Here is a 25650-nt window from a genome sequence, read left to right as displayed (position 1 = left end):
CGGGCTTTGACGATATTCGCCGCCTTACCCCGCTGTGCCGCCTCATATCCGCTTCCTGTTCGTCAGGCCAGCGCTTTGCCTTCGGCTTCCTCCAGATTCGCAGTTACCCGCGACACCCTTGCCGTTCAGCTAACTCTTCCCCTTGCCGGGCGAGTAGAGGACTTTCACCTCCAAGTGGGTGCGCCCTGCCGGGCGCACGAAACGAAAAACCCTCGCCTGAACTGCGAGGGTTTTTCATTCTTATCGTTGGAAACCGACCAGCTCGCCCGGCACAAGCTCTGCGATCAGCCCAGATCCTGCAGTTCCTTCGGCAGCGGGAAGGTCACCTTCTCGGGCACGCCATCGAGGTTGCGTACCGAAGCGCCGCTGAGTTCCTGCAGGCGCGCGATCACCTCCGCCACCAGCACTTCCGGCGCCGAAGCGCCCGCCGTGACGCCGATGCGGCGCTTGCCTTCAATCCAGGCCGCATCGATGCCGGCCGCGTTGTCGACCAGATAGGCCGGCACGCCGCGCAGTTCGGCGACTTCGCGCAGGCGGTTGGAGTTGGAACTGTTCTTGGAGCCGACCACGAACACCACGTCCGCGTGCGGCGTCATGAACTTCACCGCGTCTTGGCGGTTCTGCGTCGCGTAGCAGATGTCGTCCTTCTTCGGGCCGACGATGTTCGGAAAGCGCGCGCGCAGCGCATCGACGATCGCTGCAGCATCGTCGACCGACAGCGTGGTCTGCGTCACGTAGGCGAGCTTGTCCGGGTCTGCCACCTGCAAGGTCGCCACGTCGGCCGGCGTCTCGACCAGATGGATGCCGCTGGCGACCTGGCCCATCGTGCCTTCGACTTCGGGATGGCCCTTGTGGCCGATCATCACGATCTCGCGGCCCTGCTCGCGCATCCGCGAAACCTCGATATGCACCTTCGTCACCAGCGGGCAGGTTGCGTCGAAGACGCGCAGGCCGCGGCGCTCGGCCTCCTCGCGCACCGCCAGCGACACGCCGTGGGCGGAGAAGATCACCGTGTTTCCGGCCGGCACTTCGTCGAGTTCCTCGACGAATACGGCGCCCTTGTTGCGCAGGTCGTCGACGACGAACTTGTTGTGTACCACTTCATGGCGCACGTAGATCGGCGCGCCAAAGCGCTGCAGCGCGCGTTCGACGATCTCGATCGCGCGCTCGACGCCGGCGCAGAAGCCGCGCGGATTGGCGAGCAGGATTTCGTTTTGCTTGTCGTTCATTGCAGCTCTCTGTTGGCTTCGCGCAGCGTCAGACGACGCCGATCACTTCCACCTCGAAGCGGATGGACTTGCCGGCGAGCGGATGGTTGAAGTCGATCAGGGCCGATTCCGCGTCGATCTCGCGCACCAGGCCGGAGTAGCGCGAGCCGTCGGGCGCGGTGAACTCCATCACGCTCATCGGCTCGATGTCCTCGTCCGGCATGTGCCGGCGCTGGACGCGCTCGACGAGTTCGCTACGGTGCGGGCCGAAAGCGTTTTCCGGCTCCAGTTCGAAGACGTGATAGCTGCCGACGGCAAGTCCGACCAGCAGCTTTTCCATGCCCGGCAGCATCTCGCCTGCGCCAAGCTGCAGCGTGGCGGGCGTCGATTCGAAAGTGCTGATCAGCGGCTGGCCGTTGGGCAGCGTGATGCGGTAGTTCAGCGTGACGAGGCTGTTCGGTTCGACGGTGTGGCTCATCTCATGTTCTCCGTTGTCGGTTCAGCCCTGGCTTCGCCGTTGCCGCGGAACTGAGCCCACAGCATCATGCCCACGCCCAGGGTGATCGCGGCGTCGGCAAGGTTGAAGGCCGGCCAGCCGTGCCGGCCGGCGTGAAAATACAGGAAGTCGACAACCGCGCCGTGCATCAGGCGGTCGACCACGTTGCCGAGCGCGCCGCCGATGATCAGCGCAAAGGCGGCCGGCAGCAGGCGCTCGTCGCGATGGCGGTGCATCAGCGCCAGCAGCCAGCCGCTGATGACGACGGCGAGGCCGGTGAAGAACCAGCGCTGCCAGCCGGAATGATCCGCCAGGAAGCTGAACGCCGCGCCGCGATTGAACACCAGCACCAGATCGAAGAATGGGGTGACGGGGATGACCTCGCCAAAATGCAGGCTGCCGAGCACCCACTGTTTGGTGAGCTGGTCGAGCACGCCGACCAGTGCGGCAAGCCCCAGCCAGGGCGCCATCGCGGCCACGGCCGATTTCGAACCGCCGCTGGCGCGATGTTGGGACGGATTCGACTCAGGCATGCGTGCGCGTCTCGCCTTCACCGAACAGGTTGCTCACGCAGCGTCCGCACAGCGTCGCATGCTCGGCATGGCTGCTCACGCTGTCGACGTAATGCCAGCAGCGCTCGCATTTCTGTGCCGCGCTCGGGCTGGCGACGATGCGCTCGTCTTCGGCCGCGGCGACTTCCGCCAGGCTGGCGGCCGAAGTCATGGTCACGAAGCGCAGGTCTTCGCCCAGGCTCGCCAGCGCGGTGAACTTGTCCGAGGTGAGCTGCAGCGCGAGTTCAGCCTGCAGCGACGAGCCGACCTTGCCTTCGGTGCGCAGCGCCTCGATCACCTTGAGGCCTTCAGCACGCACGCCACGGATCGTCTCCCAGCGCGCGATCAGGCCGGGCTCGCCTTCCTGCGCCGGCAGCGCGTGGAAAGTGTGCAGCATGATGCTGTCGTCCTTGCCCGGATGCAGCACCGCCCAGGCTTCCTCGGCGGTGAAGGACAGGATCGGCGCCATCAGCTTGAGCAGGGTCTGGGTGATGTGCCACAGCACCGTCTGCGCGGCGCGCCGTGGCAGGCTGCCAGCGGCGGTCGTGTACAGGCGGTCCTTCAGGATGTCGAGGTAGAAGGCGCCGAGGTCTTCCGCACAGAACACCTGCAGCGCCTGCACGATCCGGTGGAATTCCATCTTGGCGTAGTCGGCCTCGGCCTGCTGCGCCAGCTTGCGGGTAAAGGCGAGCGCGTAGCGGTCGATGTCCAGCCACTGCTCCAGCGGCACCGCGTCCTTGTCGATGTCGAAGTCGGCGGTGTTGGCGAGCAGGAAGCGCAGGGTGTTGCGGATGCGGCGGTACACCTCGACCACACGGTCGAGGATCTCCTTCGAGATCGACAGCTCGCCCGAATAGTCGGTGGACGCCACCCACAGGCGCAGGACCTCGGCGCCCAGCTTGCCGGTGACTTCCTGCGGCACGACGACGTTGCCGAGCGACTTGCTCATCTTGCGGCCCTGGCCGTCCACCGCGAAGCCGTGGGTCAGCAGGCTGCGGTAGGGCGCATGGCCGTCGATCGCGCACCCGGTGAGCAGCGAGGAATGGAACCAGCCGCGGTGCTGGTCGGAGCCTTCCAGGTACATGTCGGCGCGCGGCCCTTCCGGATGGCCGTCGTTGTGGGAGCCGCGCAGCACATGCCAGTGCGTGGTGCCGGAGTCGAACCAGACGTCGAGCGTGTCGGCGATCTTGTCGTACTGCGCCGCCTCGGCGCCGAGCAGCTCGGCGGCGTCGAGCTTGAACCACGCCTCGATGCCTTCCTGCTCGACGCGCTTGGCGATTTCTTCCATCAGCTCGACGGTGCGCGGATGCAGCTCGCCCGTTTCCTTGTTCAGGAAGAAGGGAATCGGTACGCCCCAGTTGCGCTGGCGCGAGATGCACCAGTCCGGGCGGTTGGCGATCATGGCGTGCAGGCGGGCCTGGCCCCAGCCGGGATAGAACTTGGTCGCTTCCACCGCGCGCAACGCACGCTCGCGCAAGGTCGAGCCATCGGCGGCGGCCCGGTCCATGCCGACGAACCACTGCGCGGTGGCGCGATACACCAGCGGCGTCTTGTGGCGCCAGCAGTGCATGTAGCTGTGGGTGATCTTGCCGTGCGACAGCAGCGCGCCGACTTCGGCCAGCTTGGCGACGATGGCCGGGTTGGCCTTCCAGATGTTCATGCCGCCGAAGAAGGGCAGGTCCGGCACGTACTCGCCGCTGCCCATCACCAGCGACAGGATCTCCTCGTTGCTGCGACCGTAGGCGCGCCACGCGTTGAAGTCGTCCACGCCATGCGCCGGTGACGAATGCACGATGCCGGTACCGGCATCCACGCCCACGTATTCGGCCAGATAGATCGGCGACACGCGATCGTAGAACGGGTGGCGGAACTCGATGCGATCGAGCGCGGTGCCCGCTGCCGTGGCCACCACGGTGCCTTCGCGCTGGTAGCGTTCGAGCGCACTGGCAACCAGATCCTTCGCCAGCACCAGCAGCCGATCACCCACGTCGACCAGCGCGTATTCGATGTCGGGATGCGCGTTCAACGCCTGGTTGGCAGGGATCGTCCACGGCGTGGTGGTCCAGATCACCGCGGCGACGGGCTTGGTCAGCTCCGTCTTGCCGAAGGCGGCGGCCAGCCGGTCGGCGTGCGCGTCGGTGAGCGGGAAGGCGACGTCGATGGTCGGCGAGGGCTTGTCGGCGTACTCGACCTCGGCCTCGGCCAGCGCCGAGCCGCAGTCGAAGCACCAGTTCACCGGCTTAAGGCCCTTGAATACATAGCCGTTCCGGGTCATCTCGGCCAGCGCGCGGATCTCGTTGGCCTCGTTGGCGAATTCCATCGTGCGGTAGGGGTTGTCCCACTCGCCCAGCACGCCGAGGCGGATGAAGTCGGCCTTCTGGATATCGATCTGCTCCGCGGCGTAGGCGCGGCACAGCTCGCGCACCTTGTCGGCGGGCAGGTTCTTGCCGTGGGTCACTTCCACCTTGTGCTCGATCGGCAGGCCATGGCAGTCCCAGCCCGGCACGTAGGGCGCGTCGAAGCCGGCCAGCGTCTTCGAGCGCACGATGATGTCCTTGAGGATCTTGTTCAGCGCATGGCCGATGTGAAGGCTGCCATTGGCATACGGCGGACCGTCGTGCAGCACGAACTTCGGTCGGCCGGCGCTGGCATTGCGGATGCGCTGGTAGAGCTTCTTCTGCTGCCAGTCGGCGATCCAGTTCGGCTCGCGCTTGGGCAGGTCGCCGCGCATCGGAAAGGGCGTGTCGGGGAGATTGAGCGTCTTGCGGTAGTCAGCCATGTCGGGATGTACCTTCAGCCTTCGCGGCCATCGGGGCACTGGGGCAGGGTCGATTGAGGATGCTGGGCGAGCCAGGCGCGGGCAGCGTCGGCGTCGCGGTGGATCTGGGCCTTGAGGGCGTCGAGCGAGTCGAACTTCTGCTCGTTGCGCAGCTTGTGCAGGAAATGCACGCGCAGGTGGGCGCCGTAGCACTCCTGCTGCCAGTCGAACAGGTGCACCTCGAGCCGCGGCCGGGGGATGGCGGTGGCGGTGGGGCGCACGCCAATGTTGGCCACGCCACCGACGCGTCGTTCGCCCAGTCCTTCCACGCTGACGGCGAACACGCCGGACAGCGCGGGGCGGCGGTGCTTGAGCTGCACGTTGGCGGTGGGAAAACCGAGCTGGCGGCCGAGCTTGTCGCCGTGGACCACGCGGCCGGCGATGCTGTAGGCGCGGCCGAGCAGGCGCGCCGCGTGGTCGAGGTCGCCCTCGGCCAGGGCGTCGCGCACGGCCGAGCTTGAAACGCGCTCACCTTCGACGCTCAGCGTGGTCATCGATTCGACGCCGAAGCCATGTGCGTGGCCGGCCGACTGCAGCATGGCGAAATTGCCCTGGCGGCGGGCGCCGAAGCAGAAATCGTCACCGATGAAGAGGTGGCGAACGGCGAGGCCGCGGACCAGGATGTCGTCGATGAAGCCTTGCGCCGGCTGGGCGGCAAAGGCGGCGTTGAAACGGCACACATGCACGCGATCCACGCCGCTCGCTTCGAGCAGCAGCAGTTTCTCGCGCAGCGACGCAAGGCGGGCGGGCGCGTCGACAGGCGAGAAGTATTCGCGCGGATGCGGTTCGAAGGTGAGCACGACCGCCGGCAGGCCCATCGCGCGCGCCTTTTCGGTGAGCAGCTTGAGCAGTGCCTGGTGGCCACGATGCACGCCATCGAAATTGCCGATGGTCAGCACCGCGGCTTCATCCGCCTGCGCCGGAATCCCGCGTACGACCTGCATAACCGCCTGAAAAAAGTCGCAATTATAGCGGCAAAGGCGGATTGTGTCGGAAAAAGGGCAGGTTCGACCGAGATCCGGCGCTCAGCCCAGTTGCGCGACGCGGGTCCGGTTGATCGGCGGGTTGGCGTCGAAATAGCGCTTGATGCCGCGCGTGATGGCGTTTGCCATCTTGTCCTGGTAGCCGTCGTCGTTGAGCCGGCGCTCTTCCTCGGGGTTGCTGATGAAGGCGGTCTCCACCAGCACCGACGGAATGTCCGGCGCCTTCAGTACGGCGAAGCCCGCCTGCTCCACGTCGCCCTTGTGCAGCTTGTTGATGTCGCCGATCTCGTCCAGCACCGCGCGACCCAGCTTCAGGCTGTCGTTGATCGTCGCCGTCTGCGACAGGTCGAGCAGGGTGCGGGCGATGTGGCCGTCCTGTCGCGCGAGGTTCACGCCGCCGATGAGATCGGCATCGTTTTCCTTCTGCGCCAGCCAGCGCGCGGCCGAACTCGAGGCGCCGCGCTCCGACAGCACGAACACCGAGCTGCCACGGGCATCCGGGCGCACGAAGGCGTCGGCGTGAATGGATACGAACAGGTCGGCCTGCACGCGTCGCGCGCGCGTCACGCGCTGGCCCAGCGGCACGAAATAGTCGCCGTCGCGCGTCAGCACCGCCCGCATGTTGGGATGGGACTCGATCTGGCGCTTGAGCCGGCGCGCGATGGACAGGGTGACGTCCTTCTCCAGGCTGCCCGCGGCGCCGACCGCGCCCGGGTCTTCGCCACCGTGGCCGGGGTCGAGCACCACGGTGAACAGGCGATTGACCTGCGGCTCGTTGCGTCGCGCGGCGCGGGGCGGTTCGACGGCCGGCGGCTGCGGATTGATCGAGGTCTGGGTGATGGGCGCGTTGCCGGTATCGCCCATCGCCGCGTCCATTGGCGAATCCTTGCGGATCAAGGCCAGCAGCGGGTCGCTGGGATTCGTTGGATGCAGGTCCAGCACCAGTCGGTGGCCGTAGCTGCCGACCGGTGCCAGGGTGAAGACTTGCGGGTTGACCTGGTCCTTCAGCTCGATGACCACGCGCACCACGCCCGGGCGGTTCTGCCCGGCGCGGATCACCTTGATGTGCGGATCGCTGTCGATCACCTTGGACGGCAGCGACTGCAGCACGTTGTCGAGCTGCACCCCCTCGAGGTCCACCACCAGGCGCTCCGGGTTCTGCACCAGCATGTGGCTGAACTTCAGCTCGGAAGTGCCTTCCAGCGTCACCCGCGTGTATTCGTCGGCCGGCCAGATCCGCACCGCGACCAGCGAAGTCGACGCCGCGCGTCCAACCGGGCTGACCAGCAGCGCGAGCGTCGCGCCCGCGAACTTGAGCAGCTCCCTGCGGTTCAGTCCGGAACGGGCGTCGGGTTCGCGCCCCGTAGTGCTTTCGCCAGTTCGTTCAAGCATGTTTGCCCCGCATCCGTATGTCCGATGATGTCGGCACGCCGTCCGTCAGCCTCGGGCTGCAGGAAGATCTCGAGGTCGGGAGGCGGGAGATGGGGGAGGGCTTTCTGCGGCCATTCCACCAGGCACACGCCACCTCCGGCGAAGTATTCGTCGAGCCCCGCGTCGAGGTATTCGTCCGGCGAGTTGAAGCGATAAAAATCAAAGTGATATAAGTTTAATCTAGAAACGGAATAAGGTTCAATCAAGGTGTAAGTGGGGCTTTTCACCTTGCCCTCATGTCCAAGCGCCCGAAGCACGCCACGGGTGAGCGTCGTCTTGCCGCTGCCGAGGTTGCCCTGCAGCCAGACCTTCAGGCCCGGTTGCAGGGCGTGAGCCAGGGCGGCGCCCAGGCCGACGGTGTCGGCTTCAGCCGGCAAGTGCGCGCGCAGTCGCGCCTCGCTATCATCGGCGGGGTGAATGAACTCGATCATGAAAACCTCTCGTTGAAGGCGGCCGGCGCCGCAGAGCTGGTCCAGCGCATCCGGCAGTGGGCGGCAGAGTTCGGCTTCTCCGCTGTCGGCGTGGCCGATGTCGATCTCGGTGATGCGGAAGATGGCCTGCAGGCCTGGCTGGAAGCCGGTTGCCACGGCGAGATGGATTATATGTTGCGGCACGGCATGAAGCGCGCGCGACCGGCCGAGCTGTTGCCGGGCACGCTGCGCGTGATCAGCGCGCGCATGGATTACTGGCCGCAGGCGGCGCCGGCGCAGCAGGTGCTCGCCGACGGCACGCGCGCCTACGTTTCGCGCTATGCGCTGGGTCGCGACTACCACAAGGTGCTGCGCAACCGCCTGCAGAAGCTCGCCGAGCGCATTGCGGAAGCGGCGCCACACGGCTACCGGGTGTTCACCGATTCGGCGCCGATCCTGGAGGTGGAGCTTGCCAGCCGCAACGGGCTGGGCTGGCGCGGCAAGCACACGCTGCTGCTCGAGCGCGGCTTGGGCTCCTGGTTCTTCCTCGGCGAAATCCTCACCGACCTGCCGCTGCCGGTTGATGATCCGGTGGCGCCCCATTGCGGTACCTGCAGCGCCTGCCTCGACGCCTGCCCCACGCGCGCGATCGTGGCGCCTTATCGTGTCGACGCTCGGCGCTGCATCTCCTACCTGACGATCGAGCTCAAGGGCGCCATTCCCGAAGACCTCCGGCCGCTGCTCGGCAACCGCATCTACGGCTGCGACGACTGCCAGCTCGTGTGCCCGTGGAACCGGTTTGCCCGCGTGACGCAGGAGCCGGATTTCGCACCGCGGCATGGCCTCGATGCCGCGCGGCTGGTCGATCTCTTCGCGTGGACCGCGGCGGATTTCGCCGAGCGCACCGCCGGCAACCCGATCCATCGCATCGGCCACGAACGCTGGCTGCGCAACATCGCGGTGGCGCTGGGCAACGCGCCAACGTCAGCCGAGGTGGTCGACGCGTTGCGGGCCCGCGCCGAGGACGATTCAGCCCTGGTGCGAGAGCACGTGGCGTGGGCGCTCGCGCGTCATGCCGGCGCGGCGGCAGGCTAGAATCCCGCGCCAGCAAACGGATACCGTGATGGAAGACCGCCTCGAAACACTCGAAACCAAGATGATGTCCGCCGAGGACCAGCTCGACGAGCTCAACCGCACGGTGTGGCGTCAGCAGCAGGAGATCGACTTGTTGCGCGAACACCTGCGCCAGCTCGCGCAGCAATTGAAGACGATGCAGCCGGGCGGCGCCAACCGGCCCGAGGACGAGATCCCGCCGCACTGGTGAGGCGGGCGAGTGCTCAGAGGACGAGCGCGCCCGTCAGTCGCGCCAGCGTGCCGCCGAAGGCGGAGCTCAGGATCACCAGCAACGGCATGCCGTGGGTGAAGGCATACATCAGCCGGCGGATGCGGGGCGTCGCGGTGCGCAATTCCAGGAAGTTGTCGCACACCAGGCGCAGCTTGACCGCCATCACCAGCGCGACGAGCACGCTGACGCGGAAGCGGTCGTCCGCCGTGCCGCCTAGGCCGGCGCCGACGACGCTGAGCAGCACCAGCGCCAGCCAGGCGAGATCCAGTTTGCGCGTTTCGCTCATTGCCGGCCTCCGCATCAGGGCAACAGGTAGAAGAGCGGAAAGATCATCAGCCAGATGATGTCCGTGGTGTGCCAGTAGCAGGCGAAAGCCTCCAGGCCGATGTGGTCGTCGGCCGAATAGGAGCCGGTGCCGGTGCGCAGCATGACCCAGCCCAGGCCGAGCAGGCCCCAGAACACGTGGATCAGGTGGTTGAAGGTCAGGTAGTAGTAGGTGACGACGAAGATGCCCGCGCTGCCGTCCAGGCCATGGGCGAGATTCCAGCGCACCTCGATGAGCTTGATCAGCGGATAGCCGAGACCGAACAGGAGTGCTCCGGTCAGCCAGCGCAGGCAGGCCTGCTGCCGCGAGGCGCGCATCGCATGCACCGCGTGAGCCACGCACCAGCCGCTGGTGAGCAGCATCAGCGTGTAGCCGGTGCCGGCGAGCAGCGACAGCCGTGCCGGCCCGGCAGCGAAGACCTCCGGGTGATGCGCGCGGGCGACGAAATACACCGCGAACATCAGCGCGAATTCGGTCACTTCGCAAAAGATGCCCACCCACATCGCCTTGTTGCCGGGGATGCGGCCGGCGGAAGGCGTTGGATGGAGCAGGCTGGCGGCGGTGGTCATGCTGCACACGTGAGCGGGAAATCGACGCCATGATGCGCGCTTCGACCAGCGCATGCCTTGATCCAGGCGAATTCAAGGACGTGAATTCGCACGACTGCTCCATGGGCCTGCCGCGTTCACCGCCCGGTGCCGACGATCCCGGGGCGCGCCCCGGCGGGAGGAGATCAGACTGCTGCGACCTCGCGCAGGCTGCATTTCGTGATACCGAATTCGGTCTTGACCAGCAGCGGGTAGCTGGCGCCGCTGAATCGGCCGAAGCGGCCGATGTTGTAGCCGACAACCGCCCCTGGAACACAGCCGAGGCGCACCCGGCGACCGACTCTGAACCCCGCGCGGATCGCGCCATCCACCGATTGCTCGACACAGCCGTACCAGTGTGGGCCCGGGCTGTTCGACCGTCCGCCTTCAACGACAACAAGTGCATTGGTTTTCATGATGCCCTCGACGCTCCGGCCGGAAATCCAGGCCCTGCATCAGGCGTAACGGTTGCTGCGAGGCAGTGTTGAGGCCTGGCGGGCGGCGACATCGGCGCGCTCGTGCAATGCGTCACGGGCGGCACCAATGGCAGCGTCAAAGGGGAGCAGAAGGCACACGAAGGGAGGTAAATGCACTACAGCCAGCGCGCCTTCCTGAATTGCCAGTACAACAGGCCGCTGAGGCCGCCGATCACGCCCAACGCCATCGGGTAGCCATACTCCCACTGCAGTTCCGGCATGTGGGAGAAATTCATGCCCCAGATGCCGGCGCAGGCGGTGGCGACGGCGAAGATCCCCGCCCAGGCGGCCAGCCGCTTGCTGACTTCGGTCTGGTCGATGGTCACCATCGACAGGTTCACCTGGATGGCGGTGGCGATGGTGTCGCGGATGCCGTCCAGCGAGGTGTTGATGCGCGTCAGGTGGTCGTAGACATCGCGGAAATAGTTCCGGCTGCGCAGGCAGACCTCGGGCACGCGCCCGCTGTGCATCTTGGCGGTCGCATCCATCAGCGGCGTCACCGCATGCTTGAGCAGGGTCACCTTGAGCTTGAGGCGGTACAGCCGGCGGATGTTGGAGCGCGCGGCGCCTTTGGTGAAGATGCGCTCTTCGAGCGCTTCGAGTTCGGTCTCCAGCCTGTCGATGATGGGGAAGTAGCGATCGACCACCGCATCCATCAGCGCATAGAGGACGTAGCCCGAGCCCTGTGCCAGCATCTTCGGCTCACGCTCGCAGCGCGCACGCACGCCGAGGAAACCGTGCTGGCTGCCGTTGCGCACCGACAGGATGTAGTTGGGGCCGGCAAAAACGTGAACCTCACCGGTCTCGAGCCTGCCCTCGCGCTCCTCGATCAGATGCATCACGACGAAAAGCTCGTCGTCGTACTCCTCGACCTTGGGCCGCTGGTGGCCGTGGTTGGCATCCTCCACGGCCAGCTCGTGCAGCCCGAACTCCGCCTTCATCACGGCGAGTTCCTCCGGCGTGGCGTCCTTCAGCGCGACCCAGACGAAGCAGTCAGGCTTGATGAGGCACTCGCTGATGTCGTCGACCGTGATGTCGGCGAGCTTGCGCCCGTGCTGGTAGGCGACGCAATTGATCAGCATGGGGACTCCTTCAGGCCTTCACCGCGTCGAGCAGATCCTTCACTGCCTTCACGCGCTGCTGCAGGTCGGGCAGGCTGGCGCGGCGCACCAGCTTCTCCGGACCGCTCATCTTCGTGCTGCGGTCCTTCTGGATCAGCATGATGACCTTCACCGGATCGATCGGCGCGTCCTTGGCGAACTGCACGGTGATCTGTGCGTCGGAGGCATCCAGCTTGTGCACCCCATAGTCCTTCACCAGCATGCGCAGGCGGTGTGTCTCGATCAGCGCGGTGGTTTGAGGCGGCAGCTCGCCGAAGCGGTCGATCAGCTCCTCGCGCAGCGCGCGCAGGTCGTCGTCGGCCTCGCAGTTGGCCAGGCGTTTGTAAAGCGTCAGGCGCTCCTGCACATCGGGGCAATAGTCGGTGGGCAGCAGCGCCGGCGTGTGCAGGTTGATTTCCGACACCACCTCCAGCGGCTGCGTCAGGTCGGGCTCCTTGCCTGCCTGCAGGTCCTTCACCGCGCGCTTGAGCATCTCGGTGTAGAGGCTGAAGCCCACCTGCTGGATCTCGCCGGACTGGTTCTCGCCGAGCACCTCGCCGGCGCCGCGAATCTCCAGGTCGTGCATCGCCAGGTAAAAGCCCGAACCCAGCTCTTCCATCATCGCGATTGCTTCCAGCCTCTTCTGCGCCTGCGCGGTGGGCTTGGCGCCGGGCTGGGTGAGCAGGTAGGCGTAGGCCTGGTGATGCGAGCGGCCGACGCGGCCGCGCAACTGGTGTAGTTGTGCCAGGCCGAAGCGGTCGGCGCGGTTGATGATGATGGTGTTGGCGGTGGGGATGTTGATGCCGGTCTCGATGATGGTGGTGCACAGCAGCAGATTGGCGCGCTGCTGGGTGAAGTCGCGCATCACGCGCTCGAGCTCGCGCTCCGGCAACTGGCCGTGGCCGACGACGATGCGCGCCTCCGGCAGCAACTCCTCGAGGTCGTCCTTCATGTTGTCGATGGTGTCGACCTCGTTGTGCAGGAAGTACACCTGGCCGCCGCGCTTGAACTCGCGCAGCACCGCCTCGCGGATCACGCCGCGGCTGGACGCCTGCACGAAAGTCTTGATCGCCAGGCGCTTCTGCGGCGCGGTGGCGATCACCGAGAACTCCCGCAGGCCCTCCATCGCCAGGCCCAGCGTGCGCGGGATCGGCGTTGCCGTGAGCGTCAGGATGTCGACCTCGGAACGCAGTGCTTTCAGCGCCTCCTTCTGGCGCACACCGAAACGGTGTTCCTCGTCGATGACGACGAGGCCAAGGCGCTTGAACACCACGTCCTTCTGCAGCAGGCGGTGGGTACCGATGATGATGTCGACCTTGCCTTCGGAGAGCTGCTGCAGCGCCTCGGCCTGCTCCTTGGCGGACTTGAAGCGCGACAGTTCGGCGATGCGGATCGGCCATTCGGCGAAACGGTCGGCGAAGGTCTGGTAGTGCTGCTCTGCGAGCAGGGTGGTCGGGCATAGCACCACCACCTGCTTGCCGTCCTGCACCGCGATGAAGGCGGCCCGCAGCGCGACCTCGGTCTTGCCGAAGCCGACGTCGCCGCACACCAGGCGGTCCATCGGCCGGCCGGACTTCATGTCGGAGACGACCGCATCGATTGCCGCCTGCTGGTCGGGCGTGGTCTCGAAGCCGAAGCCTTCAACAAAGGCTTCCAGGTCGTGCTGGCGGAAGTCGAAGCGGTGGCCGGGGCGGGCGGCGCGCTGCGCGTAGAGCGCCAGCAGCTCGGCCGCGGTGTCGCGCACCTGCATCGCCGCTTTCTTCTTGGCCTTTTCCCACTGTCCGGAGCCGAGGCGGTGCAGCTCGACCGCTTCCGGATCGGCTCCGGCGTAACGGGTGATCACGTGCAGTTGCGATACCGGCACGTAGAGCTTGTCGCCGCCGTTGTATTCCAAGTGCAGGAATTCGGTGTCGCCTTCGCCCAGGTTCATGTGCAGCAGGCCGAGGTAGCGGCCGATGCCGTGCGAGACATGCACCACCGGGTCGCCGATCTTGAGTTCCGACAGGTCGCGCAGCCAGCCTTCCATGGTGGCGGCCTTGCGGCTGTCGCGGCGCGCGCGGCTGCGGGCGGTGGCGGCATAGAGCTCGGTTTCGGTGATGACGGCGAGCCGGGCCCTGGGCAGCACGAAGCCGCTGGCGAGCGGCGCCACGCCGAGCGCGAAACGCTCACCCGAATCGACGAAGGCGGCGAAGTCCGCGCTCGCGGTGGGCTTGAGGCCGTATTCCGCAAGGTATTCGGCCATCGTCTCGCGTCGGCCGGGCGAGTCGGCCAGCAGCAGCACGCGGCCGTCGAAGCCATCGCGGAAGGCCTTCAGCCTGTGCAGCGGATCGGTCGCCTTGCGCTCCACCGCCAGCTCGGGCAGCGGGGTGGCGAGCGCGTCGCCGCTGCCGGCGTTGAGCGTCAGGCGCGGGCGGTCCTTCAGCGCGATGAAGAAGGCTTCGTCGGTGAGGAAAAGCTGCTCGGGCGGCAGCACGGGGCGCGTGCGGTCGCCCTTCAGCAGGTCGTGGCGCGAACGCGTGTCGCGCCAGAACTCGGAAATCGCTGCCGGCACGTCGCGGTGCAGCAGCACCGGCGTGTCGGCCGGAAGGTAGTCGAGCAGCGTCGCCGTGTCGTCGAAGAACAGCGGCAGGTAGTACTCGATGCCGGCCGGCGCGATGCCGTTGGACACGTCCTTGTAGATCGCCGCGCGCGTCGGGTCGCCCTCGAAGGTCTCGCGGAAGCGGCTGCGAAAGCGTGTACGGCCCTTGTCGTCGAGCGGAAACTCGCGCGCCGGCAACAGGCGGATCTCGGGAACCGGATACACCGTGCGCTGGGTGTCGGGGTCGAAAGTCTTGATGCTTTCGATCTCGTCGTCGAAGAGGTCGATGCGATAGGGCAGCGAAGAGCCCATCGGGAACAGGTCGACCAGCCCGCCGCGCACCGAGAATTCGCCCGGGCTCACCACCTGAGTGACGTGCGTGTAGCCGGCGACCGCCATCTGCGCGCGGAACTGCGCGAGGTCGAGCCGCTTTCCCTGCTGCAGGAAGAAAGTGTAGGCGGCCAGGTAGGACGGCGGCGCCATGCGGTACAGCGCGGTGGAGGCAGGCACCAGCACCACGTCGGCCTCGCTGCGGCTGATCGCATACAGCGTAGATAGCCGTTCGGAGATCAGGTCCTGGTGCGGAGAGAAGCTGTCGTAGGGCAGGGTTTCCCAGTCGGGCAGCAGGTGCAGCCGCAGGCCGGGCGCCGCCCAGTTGATCTCCTCCTGCAGCCTTTGCGCGTCGAGCGGATTGGCGGTAACCACCAACAGCATGCGCCCGCGGCTGGCCAGTTGCGCGATCGCCAGCGCATCGGCCGATCCTGCCAGCGGTGGAAGATCGAAGCGGGCGCCGGGCTTGGGCAGCGTGAGGAGGGCGAGGGACGGCAGCAGTGAATCGAGGGGGGAGGGCATGAGCGGCTTCAGGACGGAGCGCACAGGACAGTGCGAGCCCGAATTATAGGCGAAGGGGGATCAGGCGCCGTCGGGGACCGGAACGCGGGCGGTGAGCCATTGGACCGTCGCGCTTGCCGTCTGGCGCAGGTCGTCTCCCGTCACATCGAGCCAGTTTCCGCTCGTCTTCGGGATCAGCGCGAAGGCGCGTTCGGCGATGGCAGCTTGCGGATCGGCTCGATTGACGATGAAGCGTGTCGGCACCGAGAGCGTGCGCAGCGGTGCCGCGCCAGCGAGGTCGGCACGGCCGCCGATGCATACCAGCGCCGCGATGCGCTCAGGCAGGGCGACGCCGGCGCGCACCAGGGCGGCGCAGGCCGTGCCGCCGGCGACCAGACCGATCGGCAGGCTGGCGAGCGGAGGTTGATGCCCCACCCATTCCAGCGCAGCCAGCAGGCGTTGCGCAAGCCGCGACACATTGAAACCGGCGTCGGGATCTCGCGCCGATTCGTGGCGCGTGAGCAGGTTGAGCGTCATTGTCGCGAAGCCGGCTTCCTGCAGTGCCGTCGCCAGGCGCGAGCCGTCGATGCGCGGCGCGTGATAGGTGTCGCCGGCCGGCAGCAGCGCCAGGCCGCGTACGTCCGGCGCGTGCGCCAGCACGCCATCCAGCCACACGCCTGCCGTGGGGATGCTGATCAAGGTATTGCGCAGCTTCACGATGCCCTATCCACCGTCGTCCAATCGATGCCGGGGCCGATTGTACAGAGGCGGCGCGTATCCGGGCGCGCACTCCGCGGCGTCGCGCAGGACCGACATCACCGTTCGCGATGGATGGAGACAGGGATGCGCCGTGCGCCGAAAGCGGGGCCGAAACTGCCGAAGCGGCCGGCGAGTGCCGTGCCGCAGTCAGGGCAGGTGCCGTTCGGCGTCACGCGATAGCTGCGGATCTCGTACCAGTCGCGCACGATCAGCGGCTTGCCACAGCCGGTGCAGAAGGTGGTGCCGCCTTCGACGTCATGCACGTTACCGGTGTAGACATGCTTCAGGCCGTTGGCGAGCGCGATCCGGCGTGCGCGGGTGAGCGTCGCAGGCGGCGTCGGCGGAACGTCGTCGAGCTTGAAATCGGGATGGAAGGCGCTGAAGTGCAGCGGCATGTCGGCGCCCAGTTCCTTGTGCACCCAGCGCGTCAGGGCGTCGAGTTCGGCGTCGGAATCGTTGTGTCCGGGGATCAGCAGCGTGGTGATCTCTACCCACACATCGGTCTCACGGCGCAGCCACACCAGGGTGTCGAGTACCGGCTGCAGGTGGCCGCCGCACAGCTTCACATAGAATTCGTCGGTGAAGCCTTTGAGGTCAACATTGGCCGCGTCCATCTTCGCGTAGAAGTCGCCGCGCGCCAGCTCGGTGATATAGCCGGCGGTGACTGCGACCGTCTTCAGGCCGCGGGCGTGGCAGGCGTCGGCGGTGTCCATCGCGTATTCGGCGAAGATCACCGGATCGTTGTAGGTGAAAGCGACGCTGGCGCAGCCGTGGTGCGCCGCCGTGTCGGCGATTTCCTGCGGCGAGGCGGCGTCCATCAACCGGTCCATGTCGCGCGACTTGGAGATGTCCCAGTTCTGGCAGAACTTGCACGCGAGGTTGCAGCCCGCGGTGCCGAAGGAGAACACGCTGGTGCCGGGGTAAAAGTGGTTGAGCGGCTTCTTCTCGATCGGATCGATGCAGAAGCCGGAGCTGCGACCGTAGGTGGTGAGCACGATGCCTTCGCCTTCGCGCATGCGCACGAAGCAGGCGCCGCGCTGCTCGTCGTGCAGCTTGCAGTAGCGCGGACAGAGGTCGCACTGGATGCGGCCGTCGTCGAGCTTGTGCCAGTAGCGCCCGGGGTAGTTCATCGCTTGCGTTGCCGACGCGTGTTCCATCACGCCTCCTTTTCTGCTTCCTCCCACTTCTCGACCGTGTAGCGCGCGGCCATCAGGCCGTCGACCGGCCGTCCGACCGGCATGCCCGCCTTGCGCTTCAGCGCGGCGAGGAAGTCGGGCGGATCGGGCAATTGGTCCCACACTTGCGGCAGGAAGGTTGCGCTGCGGCAGCCCGAGAACAGGATCAGTCCGTCCTCGTGTGGACGAAGCTGGCGCAGCAACTCGGCCTCGTCGCTGAAATCGATGAATTCCGGCTCTGACAGCAGTGACACCTCGACATGGACGTCGTCGAATTCGTCCGCCGACAGCGGTGGAAAGCGTGGATCCTTGCTCGCCGCTGCGACCGCGTTGGTGATCACATCTTCGCCCAGCGGCCGCTGCCGCCGCAGGCTGCCGATGCAGCCGCGCAACTCGCCATTCATCGTCAGGGTGACGAACGTCGCGCCCCGCTCAAGAAGCCGCGCATCATCGCCAACGCGCGGCGCCGGCCCGAGGCCGAGGTGGTGGGCGATCGCTCGCCGCGCGAGCTGCAGCAGCGTGTTGCCGAGTTCAGTGTTTTCTCGAGTCATGCGGGGCCTGTTCGAAGAAGGCGATGCTGGTGTAGCCGACCACGCTGTCGCGCGGGCCCGCGGTGTCGCCGGAATTGCGCAGGTCGAGCAACTGCGGCTGCAGTCCGCGGCGGCGCGCCACGCGGATCAGGCCGTTGATGGGCGTCGCGCCGCAGGCCTGCTCATGGTCGAGTGCGCTGCCGAGACTCAGCAACTGATCCACGGTGGCGTTGTCGATGATGCGTGCCTCGCGGTAAGAGTGGAAGTGCGACAGGTCGGAACTGATCACGATCAGGGTTTCCGGCCCGCCCCACAGGCCTTCCAGCACTTCGGCGACTGCCGCGTCACTCGCGCCGCCCACCAGCAGCGGCACCAGCTCGAAGCTGTCGAGCACCGTCTGCAGGAAGGGCAACTGCACTTCGAGGCAATGTTCCATCGCGTGCGGCCGGTCGTCGACGACGACGTCGGGCCGCTCCTGCAACGCCGTCCAGTCCGCCTCGCTGACGCGTACCTCACCCAGCGGCGTCATGAACGCCTGCGCGGCCGGCAGCGCGAAACCGTCCACCGGCATGCGATGTGCGGGACCGAGCAGCACCACGCGCCGGATGCAGTCCCGCAGCGGCGCGATACCGACATAAGCGGTCGCCGCCACCGGGCCGGAGTAGATGTAACCGGCATGCGGCACGATGATCGCCTTCGGTGGCAGCACGCTTTCGAGCGGAACGGCGGCAGACAGCATCTCCGCCAGCTGGGTGCGCAGGACGCGGTGGTCACCGGGGTAGAAGAATCCGGCGACGGCGGCCGGACGAATGGAAGCATTGGCCATGGCAGATGCGGATTGGTGTGACGTATGACGGAAAGCGATGCAGCTCTGGGACGACTCCCGGCACGTGACCGGCGCGTGCCGAATGAATCCTTAAAAATCATTATAGGCCCCCTCAGCCGAGCACGCGCCATGCCACACCCAGGCCCAGGCCTGCTGCCACCGCGGCCATGCCGGGCAGCGCACGCCAGCCGAGCCCGGGGCCACCGATCGCGAAGGCCATCGCGGTCTTGAAGCCGAGGTTGGCGACCATGCCCAGCACGACCGCGATCACTGCCGGCTCCATTGCCAGCTTGTCGAGGGTGAACAGGCGCAGGGTGGACAGGGTGATCGCATCGACGTCGGTGAGACCCGAGACCAGCGCGAGCACGTAGAGGCCACTGTTGCCGACGCGGTCCGACAGCCAGGCGGCGCACAGCAGCACGACGGCGTAAAGGGCGCCGAAGCCGACCGCGGTGCGCAATTCGGTGGGGTTGCTGGTGGCCGGCAGCACGAGCTCGCCGCCTTCGCCGAGCCGCCGCCAGTGCCAGACGATTGCGCCGACGCCGAGCGCCAGCGCCGGCGCGACGGATGCCGCCAGCGCGGCGATCAAGCCGGGCGCGACCAGCGCCGCGATCACCGCCACGCGCATCACCATCACCAGGTTGGCGAGCAGGATGACGAGCGCGGCGACGGAAGACATCGCGGGCGCATCGCGGGCCTGGCGCGCATACACCATGGTGGTGGCGGTGCTCGAGGCGAGTCCGCCGAAGATGCCGACGAACGCTGTGCCGTAGCGCGGCCCGACGAGCTGCAGCGCCGTGTAGCCCGCCAGGCTCACGCCCGAGATCAGCACGACCATCCACCAGAGCTGATAGGGGTTCAGCGCGCCATAGGGGCCCAGCTCCTCATTGGGCAGGATGGGCAGGATCACCAGCGACAGCACGCCGAACTGCAGCATGGAGATCCAGTCGCGCGGTTGCAGCCGCGTCGCCACGCCACGTAGCTGGGTCTTGAAGTACAGCAGCACGGTCGTGCCCACCGCGAGCATGACGGCGAGCTTGGCGAAGCCCAGCCAGGTCGCCGCACCAAGGCAGTAGCAGACGAGCAGGGCAGCGACCGAAGTGGTGCCGGGGTCGGACGCGTCGGGGTGGCGCACGTAGGCGGCGATGATGGTCGCGCCCGCGATCAGCAGGCCGGCGACGAAGGGCGCGACGCTGTTCATCTGCTGCCCGAGCATGGCCGCCAGCGCGCCGAACATGCCGACGAGGCCGAAGGTCCGAAGTCCGGCGCGCGCCGAGGGAATGCGTTCGCGTTCCAGCCCGATGAGCATGCCGATCCCGATCGCAATCAGGAAGGCCTCGATCTGTTCCGTCACCACCGGTGTCGAGAATGGCATGCGCGGGTCCTTTGGCGGGCTTGCAAGCTGGGTCGGTTCGACACGCCGCGCCCTTGCCGGTTGCAGCAAGGATACGGCGGCAACGGTCGCGAGTAGGGGCGGCGCGCCGCGGTCCGTGCTGCGTGACGCTAGAATGCGCGCCATGCAGACATTTCATCCTCGCCACTTCGCCATCGTGCCGGCTGCGGGCAGCGGCTCGCGCATGGGCGCGAACCTGCCGAAACAGTATCTGCCCTTGCTTGGCAAGCCCCTGATCCACCACGCGCTGTCGGTGCTGTGTGCGGCGCCCGAGATCGACCGTGTGTTCGTCGTGCTTTCGGTCGACGATACGGAATGGGCGCGGCACGACTGGCGCGCGCACGGCGACAAGCTGGTGCCGCTTTTCTGCGGCGGCGCGACGCGGGCCGACAGCGTGCTCGGTGGCCTGCGCGCAATCGCGGGCGAGGCCTCGCCCTCCGACTGGGTGCTGGTGCACGACGCCGCGCGTCCCTGCCTGGCGCCCTGGCACATCGACAAGCTGATCCGCGAACTCGTGCACGACGAAGTCGGCGGCCTGCTCGCGGTGCCGGTGGCCGACACGCTGAAGCGCGCCGACGCCCGTCAACACGTGGCCGAGACGGTGCCGCGCGACAGCCTGTGGCAGGCGCAGACGCCGCAGATGTTCCGCTACGTGATGCTGCGCCGCGCGCTGGAGAGCGCCAGCGAGGTCACCGACGAGGCCAGCGCCATCGAGGCCGCCGGCCTGCGCCCGCGCCTGGTGCAGGGTGACGCCACCAACCTCAAGGTGACTTATCCGCTCGACCTGCATCTGGCGGAATGGATCCTGCAGAACCGTGAAGGAGTTGAGGCATGAACGTGCCGTTTCGCATCGGGCAGGGGTTCGACGTGCATGCCCTGGTTGCCGGCCGGCCGCTGATCATCGGCGGCGTGACGATTCCCCACGAGCGTGGCCTGCTCGGCCATTCGGATGCCGACGTGCTGCTGCATGCGCTCACTGATGCGCTGCTCGGCGCCGCGGGAATGGGCGACATCGGACGGCTGTTCCCCGACACCGACGAGAAGCATTCCGGCGCCGACAGCCGCGTGCTGTTGCGCGAGGCCTGGGCGCGGGTGCGCAGTGCCGGCTGGCAGGTGGTGAACGTTGACGCCACCGTGATCTGCAGGGCGCCGCGCATCCTGCCGCACGCACCGGCGATGGTCGCCAACATCGCCGCCGATCTCGGCATGGACCCTGGCGCGGTCAACATCAAGGGCAAGACCACCGAGAAGCTCGGCTTCACCGGCCGTGGTGAAGGCGTCGCCGCGCAGGTCGTCGCTCTGCTGGCACGCGCATGACGCAGCCGCAGGGCTCGGCACCCGAGCGCGATTCCGGCACCGAGCCACAGCGCGTGTTCTTCGCGCTGTGGCCGGAAGAACGGGTCGCCGCTGCGCTGTACACCAGCGCACGCCGCATCCACGCACAGACGGGCGGCCGCCTGATGCGGCGCGACAGCCTGCATCTCACCCTGGCCTTTCTCGGCGACCAGTCGCCCGAGCGCGTGGAAACCCTGCGCGAGCTCGCCGCCACGCTGCGCGGAGAGGCCTTCGAGTTGCTTGTTGCGCGCGCCGGCGCCTGGCAACGCGGACGCATCGTTTGGGGCGGGCCGGAAGTCACGCCGCCGCCGCTGGCGGCGCTGGCCGAGGAACTGGCGGCGGCCTTGCGTGCCGAAGGTTTCGCAGTCGAGGCGCGGCCGTTTGCAGCCCATGTCACCCTGGTGCGCAATGGCCATCAGCCGCCGTCGCGCGAGATCAATCCGCCGGTTTTGTGGCCGGTGGGAGAGTTCGCCCTGATGCGTTCGCACCTCGGCGCCGAAGGGGCGCGCTACGAGTGTCTCGGGCGCTGGCCGCTGTCCCACGACACGCAGGCTGACCGGGGAACATGAAAGTGGGTCGCAGGACGTGAAAGCGGGGCGCCAAGCGCCCCGCGGCTCCCAGGGGTGGCTTTCGCCCGCCCCGTCGTCTCCTGAAGGGAGACGTGTGAGAAATCAAAGAAAGATCGCGCTTGCGAGTCGCTCGCTCAACTCCGCTTCGGTCGACTTGGTGTAGTCCTTCTCGAAGCGATCGCTGATCATTTGCGCCGTGGGCCCGTCGATCACGCCATTGAGGACGCCCATGAAGGAGGGCGGCGCGACGACGATGGCGCGCTTGAACGCATTGGCGGCACGCCCCTGGTATAGCTCCTGGGCAATCTTCTGGGCAAACACCTTCGCTTCGTGCTGCTTCGGTTCCGTTTGCGGCCGCATCGTGCCGCCGCCTGTTCCGTTCGACCCCATGCTGCCAGGGCGGTCACTGACGAGTTCGGAATTCTTTTGCCGGCTTTCCGGGTGAATCAGCTCCTTGACGAGCTGCAGGCCCTTGTTGGGGCCGAGGTTCGCATACAGCTTCGCCAGGCTCGCGTTGGCAACCAGAATCCAGGTAATGGCCATGAGACACCCTCCGTTCCACATTGAGGAAAGACACCATCCGCAGCCTCCCGCCGTGGGCAGTGCCAACTGAAGAGTAGCCACTGCAGCCCGCGCTGCCAACGAGCTTCGTTACCGCCATGTGAAACGCCGTTGCGCGTACGAGGGGCGTGGGACGCTAAGCCCCTGGCGGTGCGGTGCCGCGAGCGCCGGCCAGGTCACCGAGGCGGCGCGCGCCGGCTGCCGGGTCACTGCCGTAGAAGGCTGCAAGCTGCGCATACACGTCCGGATGGCTCTCCGACAGGCTGGCTGGCGTCTCGAAGAAGGCCTCGGAGGCGACAGCGAAGAATTCGCCCGGACTCTCCGCCGCATAAGGATCGAGCGTGGTGTCGCGCCCAGCATCGACGTCCGCGCAAAACGCCGCGTAGGCGGACGAAAAGGCCGCGGCCCAGGCCTCGCGCGACATCCCTGCCAGCAGGCGTGGAAAGCCGTCGGCGCCGCCGTTCTCCATGTCGAGCTTGTGCGCGAACTCATGGATCACCACATTGACGCCGTCAGGGGCAAGGTGCCCGGGAAACCACGACAGCACCACCGGTCCGCCTTCCCAGGCCTCGCCCAGCACCTCGTCGTCGTACTCGTGCACGACGCCATCCTCGTCCATCTCGTGGCGTGGAATGACGAAATCTCCCGGATACACGATCACGCCCACCCAGCTCCGGTAGGCATCCAGTCCCTTGTTCAGGATTGGCAGGCAGGCCTGCAGCGCGATGCCGAGCAGCATTTCGTCGGTGAGCCGCAGGCCCTGCGCGCCGTGGAATTCCTTTTCCGCCAGGAAGCCGCGCGCCAGCTCACGCAGGCGCAGACGCTCGTCCACGCCGAGAAAATCGAGGAAGGGCAGGCCGGCTTCGACGCGGCGCCACAAGGCGTCGGGAATGGACGGAGGCGGGCGCTTGAGGCCCAGCCATTGCTGGAGCTTGGCGAACATCGAGGCAGTGGATCGGTCGTGGACAACGGGAAGAATCGCCGGCTGGTTTCAGGCGGGAGCGGGCCTGCCCGCGATCTGTTTCAGGGATTCCCCCACAGATGATCGCACGCTGTCGAAGCCTGCGGCACCCCGGCGATGTGGGATAATTCGTCCATGGTTTCAGTCACTCACGCAATTTCCCAGGGCGACACCGCCCCTCCCGTCGAACTGCTGTCGGAAGCTTTGTCCGAGGCGGAAGCCGCGCAGGTCCGCGACGCGCTCGACTTTGCCGCAGAACTTTATGCCGACCGGACGCTCGGCACCGGCGAATCAACGTGGACGCATGCGGTCGGCTCTGCGCTGATTGCGGCGTCGCTCAGGCTCGACGCCGAGACGCGAATTGCCGCGCTGCTGTTTGCCGCATGCGCCTACCGCGACAACGCGCTGGACGCAATCGAGGCCCGCTTTGGCGAGGGCGTGGCGCATCTTGTCGATGGCCTCGACCGCCTCAATGGCCTGCGCCTCGTCACCCGCATGACGGCCACCGCCACTGCGCCCGAGATCCGCGCACAGACCGAAGTGCTGCGCAAGATGCTGCTCGCCATGGTCGAGGACATCCGCGTCGTGCTGGTGCGGCTGGCCTCACGCACGCAGACGCTGCGCTACTACACCGACGTCAAGGACGACGCACGTGTCGACGTGGCGCGGGAAAGCCTCGACATCTATGCGCCCCTTGCCAACCGGCTCGGCGTGTGGCAACTGAAGTGGGAACTGGAGGATCTCTCCTTCCGCTTCATCGAGCCCGAGACCTACAAGCGCATCGCAAAAATGCTCGACGAGCGCCGCGTCGAGCGCCAGGAGTTCATCGACAACGCCATCGCACGGCTGCGCCGCGAGCTGGCGGCGGTCGGCATCAAGGCCGAGATCTACGGGCGGCCCAAGCACATCTACAGCATCTACAACAAGATGCGCGCCAAGCGGCTGGATTTTTCGCAGGTGTACGACATCCGTGCGCTGCGCGTACTGGTCGATGAGGTGAAGGATTGTTACACCGTGCTGGGCATCGTGCACCAGATCTGGCAGCCGATCAGCAAGGAGTTCGACGACTACATCACCAAGCCCAAGGGCAACAACTACCAGTCGCTGCACACTGCGGTGCTGGCGGGCGACGGCCGCGCGCTGGAGGTGCAGATCCGCACCCACGACATGCACAAGCATGCCGAGCTGGGCGTGGCCGCGCACTGGCGCTACAAGGAAGGCGCGCACAAGGGCAGCGACTACGACGAGAAGATCGCGCTGCTGCGCAGCCTGCTGTCGTGGCGCGACGAGGTGGCCGACTCCGCGCACTGGCTCGAGCAATACCGCCGCGCCTCGCTCGACGACACGCTCTACGTGCTCACGCCACAGGGCAAGGTCATCGACCTGCCGCGCGGCGCCACGCCGGTGGATTTCGCCTACCGCCTGCACACCAACCTCGGCCACCGCTGCCGCGGTGCGAAGGTCGACGGCCACCTGGTGCCGCTCAACACCCGCCTCGAGAACGGCCAGACGGTCGAGATCAACACGGTGAAGGAGGGCGGGCCGTCGCGCGACTGGCTCGATGCGCGCCAGGGCTATGTCGCCACCTCGCGTGCGCGCAACAAGATCAAGCAGTACTTCGCCCAGTTGGATGAAGAGGAACTGCTCGCCCGCGGCCGCAGTTTCGTCACCAAGGAGATGCAGCGCGACGGCCACGCCCAGGCCAACATCGACGGCCTCGCCGAGCGCATGGGCTTCAAGAACGCGGAGGCGTTGTTCCTTGCCGCCGGCCGCGGCGAAGTCGGGCCGCGCTCGGTGCAGGTGGCGCTGCGCGAGGGTAGTGCCCCGGCCGAGGTCGAGGCCGAACCGGAGATCGTCGTCGGCCGCAGCCGCTCGGGCGACAACTCCGACAAGATCCTCATCGTCGGCGTCGGCAAGCTGATGACTTCGCTGTCGCGCTGCTGCAAGCCGGCACCACCCGACGCCATCGAAGGCTTCGTCACCCGCGGCCGTGGCATCTCGATTCACCGCGTGGATTGCCACGATTTCCAGCAGCTCGCCCTGCGCCACCCGGAGCGGGTGATCCAGGCCGAATGGGGCGACTGCGCCTTCGACAACAAGCAGGCGGTGTATCAGGTCGACATCGCCGTCGAAGCCACCGATCGCCAGGGCCTGCTGCGCGACATCTCCGAAGTGTTGTCGCGCGAAAAGCTGAACGTCATCGCCGTCAACACCCTCACCAAGCGCGGCACCGCCTACATGCGCTTCACCATGGAAGTCGGCGGCGTGCAGCAGATGCAGCGCGCCATCACGCTGATCCGTGAAGTGTCGGGCGTGATGGACGTGCAGCGGAAGTAGGGCCTCCGCAGACCTTGGGACCCCCGGGGCCGCGGCTGTGCGGGGCGGCCCCGGCTCGCTGCACG

Annotated in this window: 25 protein-coding genes; 6 read left to right on the top strand and 19 right to left on the bottom strand. The window is 67.0% G+C overall.

Annotated features, from left to right (window positions below; all coding sequences use genetic code 11):
• Positions 1-284 precede the first annotated feature (284 nt).
• From ispH to tsaE, 7 genes are all read right to left on the bottom strand, one after another.
• Positions 285-1229, bottom strand: a complete 945-nt coding sequence (gene ispH / locus GH664_RS17685; RefSeq protein WP_153169385.1) for a 4-hydroxy-3-methylbut-2-enyl diphosphate reductase — start codon at positions 1227-1229, stop codon at positions 285-287.
• A 28-nt stretch (positions 1230-1257) separates the two neighbouring features.
• On the bottom strand, positions 1258-1686 hold the full coding sequence (locus tag GH664_RS17680; protein WP_153169384.1) for a peptidylprolyl isomerase: 429 nt from the start codon (positions 1684-1686) through the stop codon (positions 1258-1260).
• Positions 1683-2237, bottom strand: a complete 555-nt coding sequence (gene lspA, locus GH664_RS17675; protein WP_153169383.1) for a signal peptidase II — start codon at positions 2235-2237, stop codon at positions 1683-1685. The genes GH664_RS17680 and lspA overlap by 4 nt, the downstream gene beginning before the upstream one ends.
• On the bottom strand, positions 2230-5034 hold the full coding sequence (gene ileS / locus GH664_RS17670; RefSeq protein WP_153169382.1) for an isoleucine--tRNA ligase: 2805 nt from the start codon (positions 5032-5034) through the stop codon (positions 2230-2232). Before ileS ends, lspA begins: the two co-directional genes overlap by 8 nt.
• A gap of 14 nt (positions 5035-5048) precedes the next feature.
• The gene (locus GH664_RS17665; RefSeq protein WP_153169381.1) at positions 5049-6017 is read right to left on the bottom strand and encodes a bifunctional riboflavin kinase/FAD synthetase; all 969 of its coding nucleotides are present in this window, start codon (positions 6015-6017) and stop codon (positions 5049-5051) included.
• Between the two features lie 81 nt (positions 6018-6098).
• Entirely contained in the window at positions 6099-7448 is a 1350-nt protein-coding gene (locus tag GH664_RS17660) for an N-acetylmuramoyl-L-alanine amidase (protein WP_153169380.1), read from the bottom strand.
• Positions 7388-7918: a tRNA (adenosine(37)-N6)-threonylcarbamoyltransferase complex ATPase subunit type 1 TsaE gene (gene tsaE / locus GH664_RS17655; protein WP_153169379.1), complete on the bottom strand. Its 531-nt coding sequence runs from the start codon at positions 7916-7918 to the stop codon at positions 7388-7390. Before tsaE ends, GH664_RS17660 begins: the two co-directional genes overlap by 61 nt.
• Here tsaE and queG point away from each other — a divergent pair.
• Both queG and GH664_RS17645 read left to right on the top strand, forming a co-directional pair.
• Positions 7901-8992 (top strand): tRNA epoxyqueuosine(34) reductase QueG, encoded by a 1092-nt coding sequence (queG, locus tag GH664_RS17650; RefSeq protein ID WP_153169378.1) that lies wholly within the window; start codon positions 7901-7903, stop codon positions 8990-8992. The genes tsaE and queG overlap by 18 nt on opposite strands.
• A gap of 28 nt (positions 8993-9020) precedes the next feature.
• Positions 9021-9221, top strand: coding sequence for a SlyX family protein (locus GH664_RS17645; protein ID WP_153169377.1), 201 nt, complete (start codon positions 9021-9023; stop codon positions 9219-9221).
• A gap of 13 nt (positions 9222-9234) precedes the next feature.
• Here GH664_RS17645 and GH664_RS17640 read toward each other — a convergent pair whose 3' ends face one another.
• From GH664_RS17640 to GH664_RS17595, 10 genes are all read right to left on the bottom strand, one after another.
• On the bottom strand, positions 9235-9528 hold the full coding sequence (locus tag GH664_RS17640) for a cytochrome C oxidase subunit IV family protein (protein WP_153169376.1): 294 nt from the start codon (positions 9526-9528) through the stop codon (positions 9235-9237).
• A gap of 14 nt (positions 9529-9542) precedes the next feature.
• A complete protein-coding gene (locus tag GH664_RS17635) occupies positions 9543-10070 on the bottom strand; it encodes a cytochrome c oxidase subunit 3 family protein (protein WP_153169393.1) in 528 nt (175 codons plus the stop codon).
• A gap of 230 nt (positions 10071-10300) precedes the next feature.
• Positions 10301-10570: a hypothetical protein gene (locus GH664_RS17630; RefSeq protein WP_153169375.1), complete on the bottom strand. Its 270-nt coding sequence runs from the start codon at positions 10568-10570 to the stop codon at positions 10301-10303.
• Positions 10571-10746: 176 nt separating this feature from the next.
• Positions 10747-11712 (bottom strand): magnesium/cobalt transporter CorA, encoded by a 966-nt coding sequence (gene corA, locus GH664_RS17625; RefSeq protein WP_153169374.1) that lies wholly within the window; start codon positions 11710-11712, stop codon positions 10747-10749.
• Positions 11713-11722: 10 nt separating this feature from the next.
• Positions 11723-15160 (bottom strand): transcription-repair coupling factor, encoded by a 3438-nt coding sequence (mfd, locus tag GH664_RS17620; RefSeq protein WP_153169373.1) that lies wholly within the window; start codon positions 15158-15160, stop codon positions 11723-11725.
• 60 nt (positions 15161-15220) lie between these two features.
• Entirely contained in the window at positions 15221-15856 is a 636-nt protein-coding gene (locus GH664_RS17615) for an alpha/beta hydrolase (protein ID WP_153169372.1), read from the bottom strand.
• Positions 15857-15954: 98 nt separating this feature from the next.
• On the bottom strand, positions 15955-17028 hold the full coding sequence (gene amrS / locus GH664_RS17610) for an AmmeMemoRadiSam system radical SAM enzyme (protein WP_153169392.1): 1074 nt from the start codon (positions 17026-17028) through the stop codon (positions 15955-15957).
• A gap of 26 nt (positions 17029-17054) precedes the next feature.
• Positions 17055-17624 carry an AmmeMemoRadiSam system protein A gene (gene amrA, locus GH664_RS17605; RefSeq protein WP_153169371.1) on the bottom strand — a complete coding sequence of 190 codons (570 nt, stop codon included), beginning with the start codon at positions 17622-17624 and terminating at the stop codon, positions 17055-17057.
• Positions 17605-18429, bottom strand: coding sequence for an AmmeMemoRadiSam system protein B (amrB, locus tag GH664_RS17600; protein ID WP_153169370.1), 825 nt, complete (start codon positions 18427-18429; stop codon positions 17605-17607). Before amrB ends, amrA begins: the two co-directional genes overlap by 20 nt.
• Positions 18430-18541: 112 nt before the next feature.
• Positions 18542-19804 carry an MgtC/SapB family protein gene (locus tag GH664_RS17595; RefSeq protein WP_153169369.1) on the bottom strand — a complete coding sequence of 421 codons (1263 nt, stop codon included), beginning with the start codon at positions 19802-19804 and terminating at the stop codon, positions 18542-18544.
• A 142-nt stretch (positions 19805-19946) separates the two neighbouring features.
• On the opposite strand from GH664_RS17595, the gene ispD reads away from it, so the two are divergent.
• From ispD to thpR, 3 genes are read left to right on the top strand one after another with little or no spacing between them, the layout of a single operon-like run.
• The gene (gene ispD / locus GH664_RS17590) at positions 19947-20657 is read left to right on the top strand and encodes a 2-C-methyl-D-erythritol 4-phosphate cytidylyltransferase (protein WP_194270434.1); all 711 of its coding nucleotides are present in this window, start codon (positions 19947-19949) and stop codon (positions 20655-20657) included.
• Complete coding sequence (gene ispF / locus GH664_RS17585; RefSeq protein ID WP_153169368.1) at positions 20654-21139, top strand: 2-C-methyl-D-erythritol 2,4-cyclodiphosphate synthase; 486 nt, start codon at positions 20654-20656, stop codon at positions 21137-21139. Before ispD ends, ispF begins: the two co-directional genes overlap by 4 nt.
• Entirely contained in the window at positions 21136-21726 is a 591-nt protein-coding gene (gene thpR, locus GH664_RS17580; RefSeq protein ID WP_153169367.1) for an RNA 2',3'-cyclic phosphodiesterase, read from the top strand. The genes ispF and thpR overlap by 4 nt, the downstream gene beginning before the upstream one ends.
• Before the next feature lie 102 nt (positions 21727-21828).
• Here the strand turns inward: thpR and GH664_RS17575 are convergent, their stop codons facing one another.
• Together GH664_RS17575 and GH664_RS17570 are read right to left on the bottom strand one after the other, a co-directional pair.
• Positions 21829-22269 (bottom strand): host attachment protein, encoded by a 441-nt coding sequence (locus GH664_RS17575; RefSeq protein WP_153169366.1) that lies wholly within the window; start codon positions 22267-22269, stop codon positions 21829-21831.
• 154 nt (positions 22270-22423) lie between these two features.
• Positions 22424-23230: a zinc-dependent peptidase gene (locus tag GH664_RS17570; RefSeq protein ID WP_153169365.1), complete on the bottom strand. Its 807-nt coding sequence runs from the start codon at positions 23228-23230 to the stop codon at positions 22424-22426.
• A gap of 153 nt (positions 23231-23383) precedes the next feature.
• On the opposite strand from GH664_RS17570, the gene GH664_RS17565 reads away from it, so the two are divergent.
• Positions 23384-25585, top strand: a complete 2202-nt coding sequence (locus tag GH664_RS17565) for a bifunctional (p)ppGpp synthetase/guanosine-3',5'-bis(diphosphate) 3'-pyrophosphohydrolase (protein WP_153169364.1) — start codon at positions 23384-23386, stop codon at positions 25583-25585.
• Positions 25586-25650: the final 65 nt, after the last annotated feature.

Source organism: Thauera sp. 2A1 (assembly GCF_009469595.2).
Classification (GTDB): Bacteria; Pseudomonadota; Gammaproteobacteria; order Burkholderiales; family Rhodocyclaceae; genus Thauera.
The sequence above is the reverse complement of the archived record's forward strand: the minus strand, read 5'-3'. Positions and strand labels throughout refer to the sequence as shown.

Bases quoted from the DNA above. Each gene is read 5' to 3' on its own strand.
- ispD (WP_194270434.1), top strand. From the start codon at position 19,947: ATGCAGACATTTCATCCTCGCCACTTCGCCATCGTGCCGGCTGCGGGC.
- GH664_RS17630 (WP_153169375.1), bottom strand. From the start codon at position 10,570: ATGAAAACCAATGCACTTGTTGTCGTTGAAGGCGGACGGTCGAACAGC.
- corA (WP_153169374.1), bottom strand. From the start codon at position 11,712: ATGCTGATCAATTGCGTCGCCTACCAGCACGGGCGCAAGCTCGCCGAC.
- amrB (WP_153169370.1), bottom strand. From the start codon at position 18,429: ATGGCCAATGCTTCCATTCGTCCGGCCGCCGTCGCCGGATTCTTCTAC.
- GH664_RS17665 (WP_153169381.1), bottom strand. From the start codon at position 6,017: ATGCAGGTCGTACGCGGGATTCCGGCGCAGGCGGATGAAGCCGCGGTG.
- GH664_RS17640 (WP_153169376.1), bottom strand. From the start codon at position 9,528: ATGAGCGAAACGCGCAAACTGGATCTCGCCTGGCTGGCGCTGGTGCTG.
- GH664_RS17635 (WP_153169393.1), bottom strand. From the start codon at position 10,070: ATGTGGGTGGGCATCTTTTGCGAAGTGACCGAATTCGCGCTGATGTTC.
- GH664_RS17680 (WP_153169384.1), bottom strand. From the start codon at position 1,686: ATGAGCCACACCGTCGAACCGAACAGCCTCGTCACGCTGAACTACCGC.
- GH664_RS17570 (WP_153169365.1), bottom strand. From the start codon at position 23,230: ATGTTCGCCAAGCTCCAGCAATGGCTGGGCCTCAAGCGCCCGCCTCCG.
- GH664_RS17565 (WP_153169364.1), top strand. From the start codon at position 23,384: ATGGTTTCAGTCACTCACGCAATTTCCCAGGGCGACACCGCCCCTCCC.
- ileS (WP_153169382.1), bottom strand. From the start codon at position 5,034: ATGGCTGACTACCGCAAGACGCTCAATCTCCCCGACACGCCCTTTCCG.
- amrA (WP_153169371.1), bottom strand. From the start codon at position 17,624: ATGACTCGAGAAAACACTGAACTCGGCAACACGCTGCTGCAGCTCGCG.
- lspA (WP_153169383.1), bottom strand. From the start codon at position 2,237: ATGCCTGAGTCGAATCCGTCCCAACATCGCGCCAGCGGCGGTTCGAAA.
- ispH (WP_153169385.1), bottom strand. From the start codon at position 1,229: ATGAACGACAAGCAAAACGAAATCCTGCTCGCCAATCCGCGCGGCTTC.
- ispF (WP_153169368.1), top strand. From the start codon at position 20,654: ATGAACGTGCCGTTTCGCATCGGGCAGGGGTTCGACGTGCATGCCCTG.
- GH664_RS17595 (WP_153169369.1), bottom strand. From the start codon at position 19,804: ATGCCATTCTCGACACCGGTGGTGACGGAACAGATCGAGGCCTTCCTG.
- tsaE (WP_153169379.1), bottom strand. From the start codon at position 7,918: ATGATCGAGTTCATTCACCCCGCCGATGATAGCGAGGCGCGACTGCGC.
- GH664_RS17575 (WP_153169366.1), bottom strand. From the start codon at position 22,269: ATGGCCATTACCTGGATTCTGGTTGCCAACGCGAGCCTGGCGAAGCTG.
- GH664_RS17660 (WP_153169380.1), bottom strand. From the start codon at position 7,448: ATGCTTGAACGAACTGGCGAAAGCACTACGGGGCGCGAACCCGACGCC.
- mfd (WP_153169373.1), bottom strand. From the start codon at position 15,160: ATGCCCTCCCCCCTCGATTCACTGCTGCCGTCCCTCGCCCTCCTCACG.
- amrS (WP_153169392.1), bottom strand. From the start codon at position 17,028: ATGAACTACCCCGGGCGCTACTGGCACAAGCTCGACGACGGCCGCATC.
- thpR (WP_153169367.1), top strand. From the start codon at position 21,136: ATGACGCAGCCGCAGGGCTCGGCACCCGAGCGCGATTCCGGCACCGAG.
- GH664_RS17645 (WP_153169377.1), top strand. From the start codon at position 9,021: ATGGAAGACCGCCTCGAAACACTCGAAACCAAGATGATGTCCGCCGAG.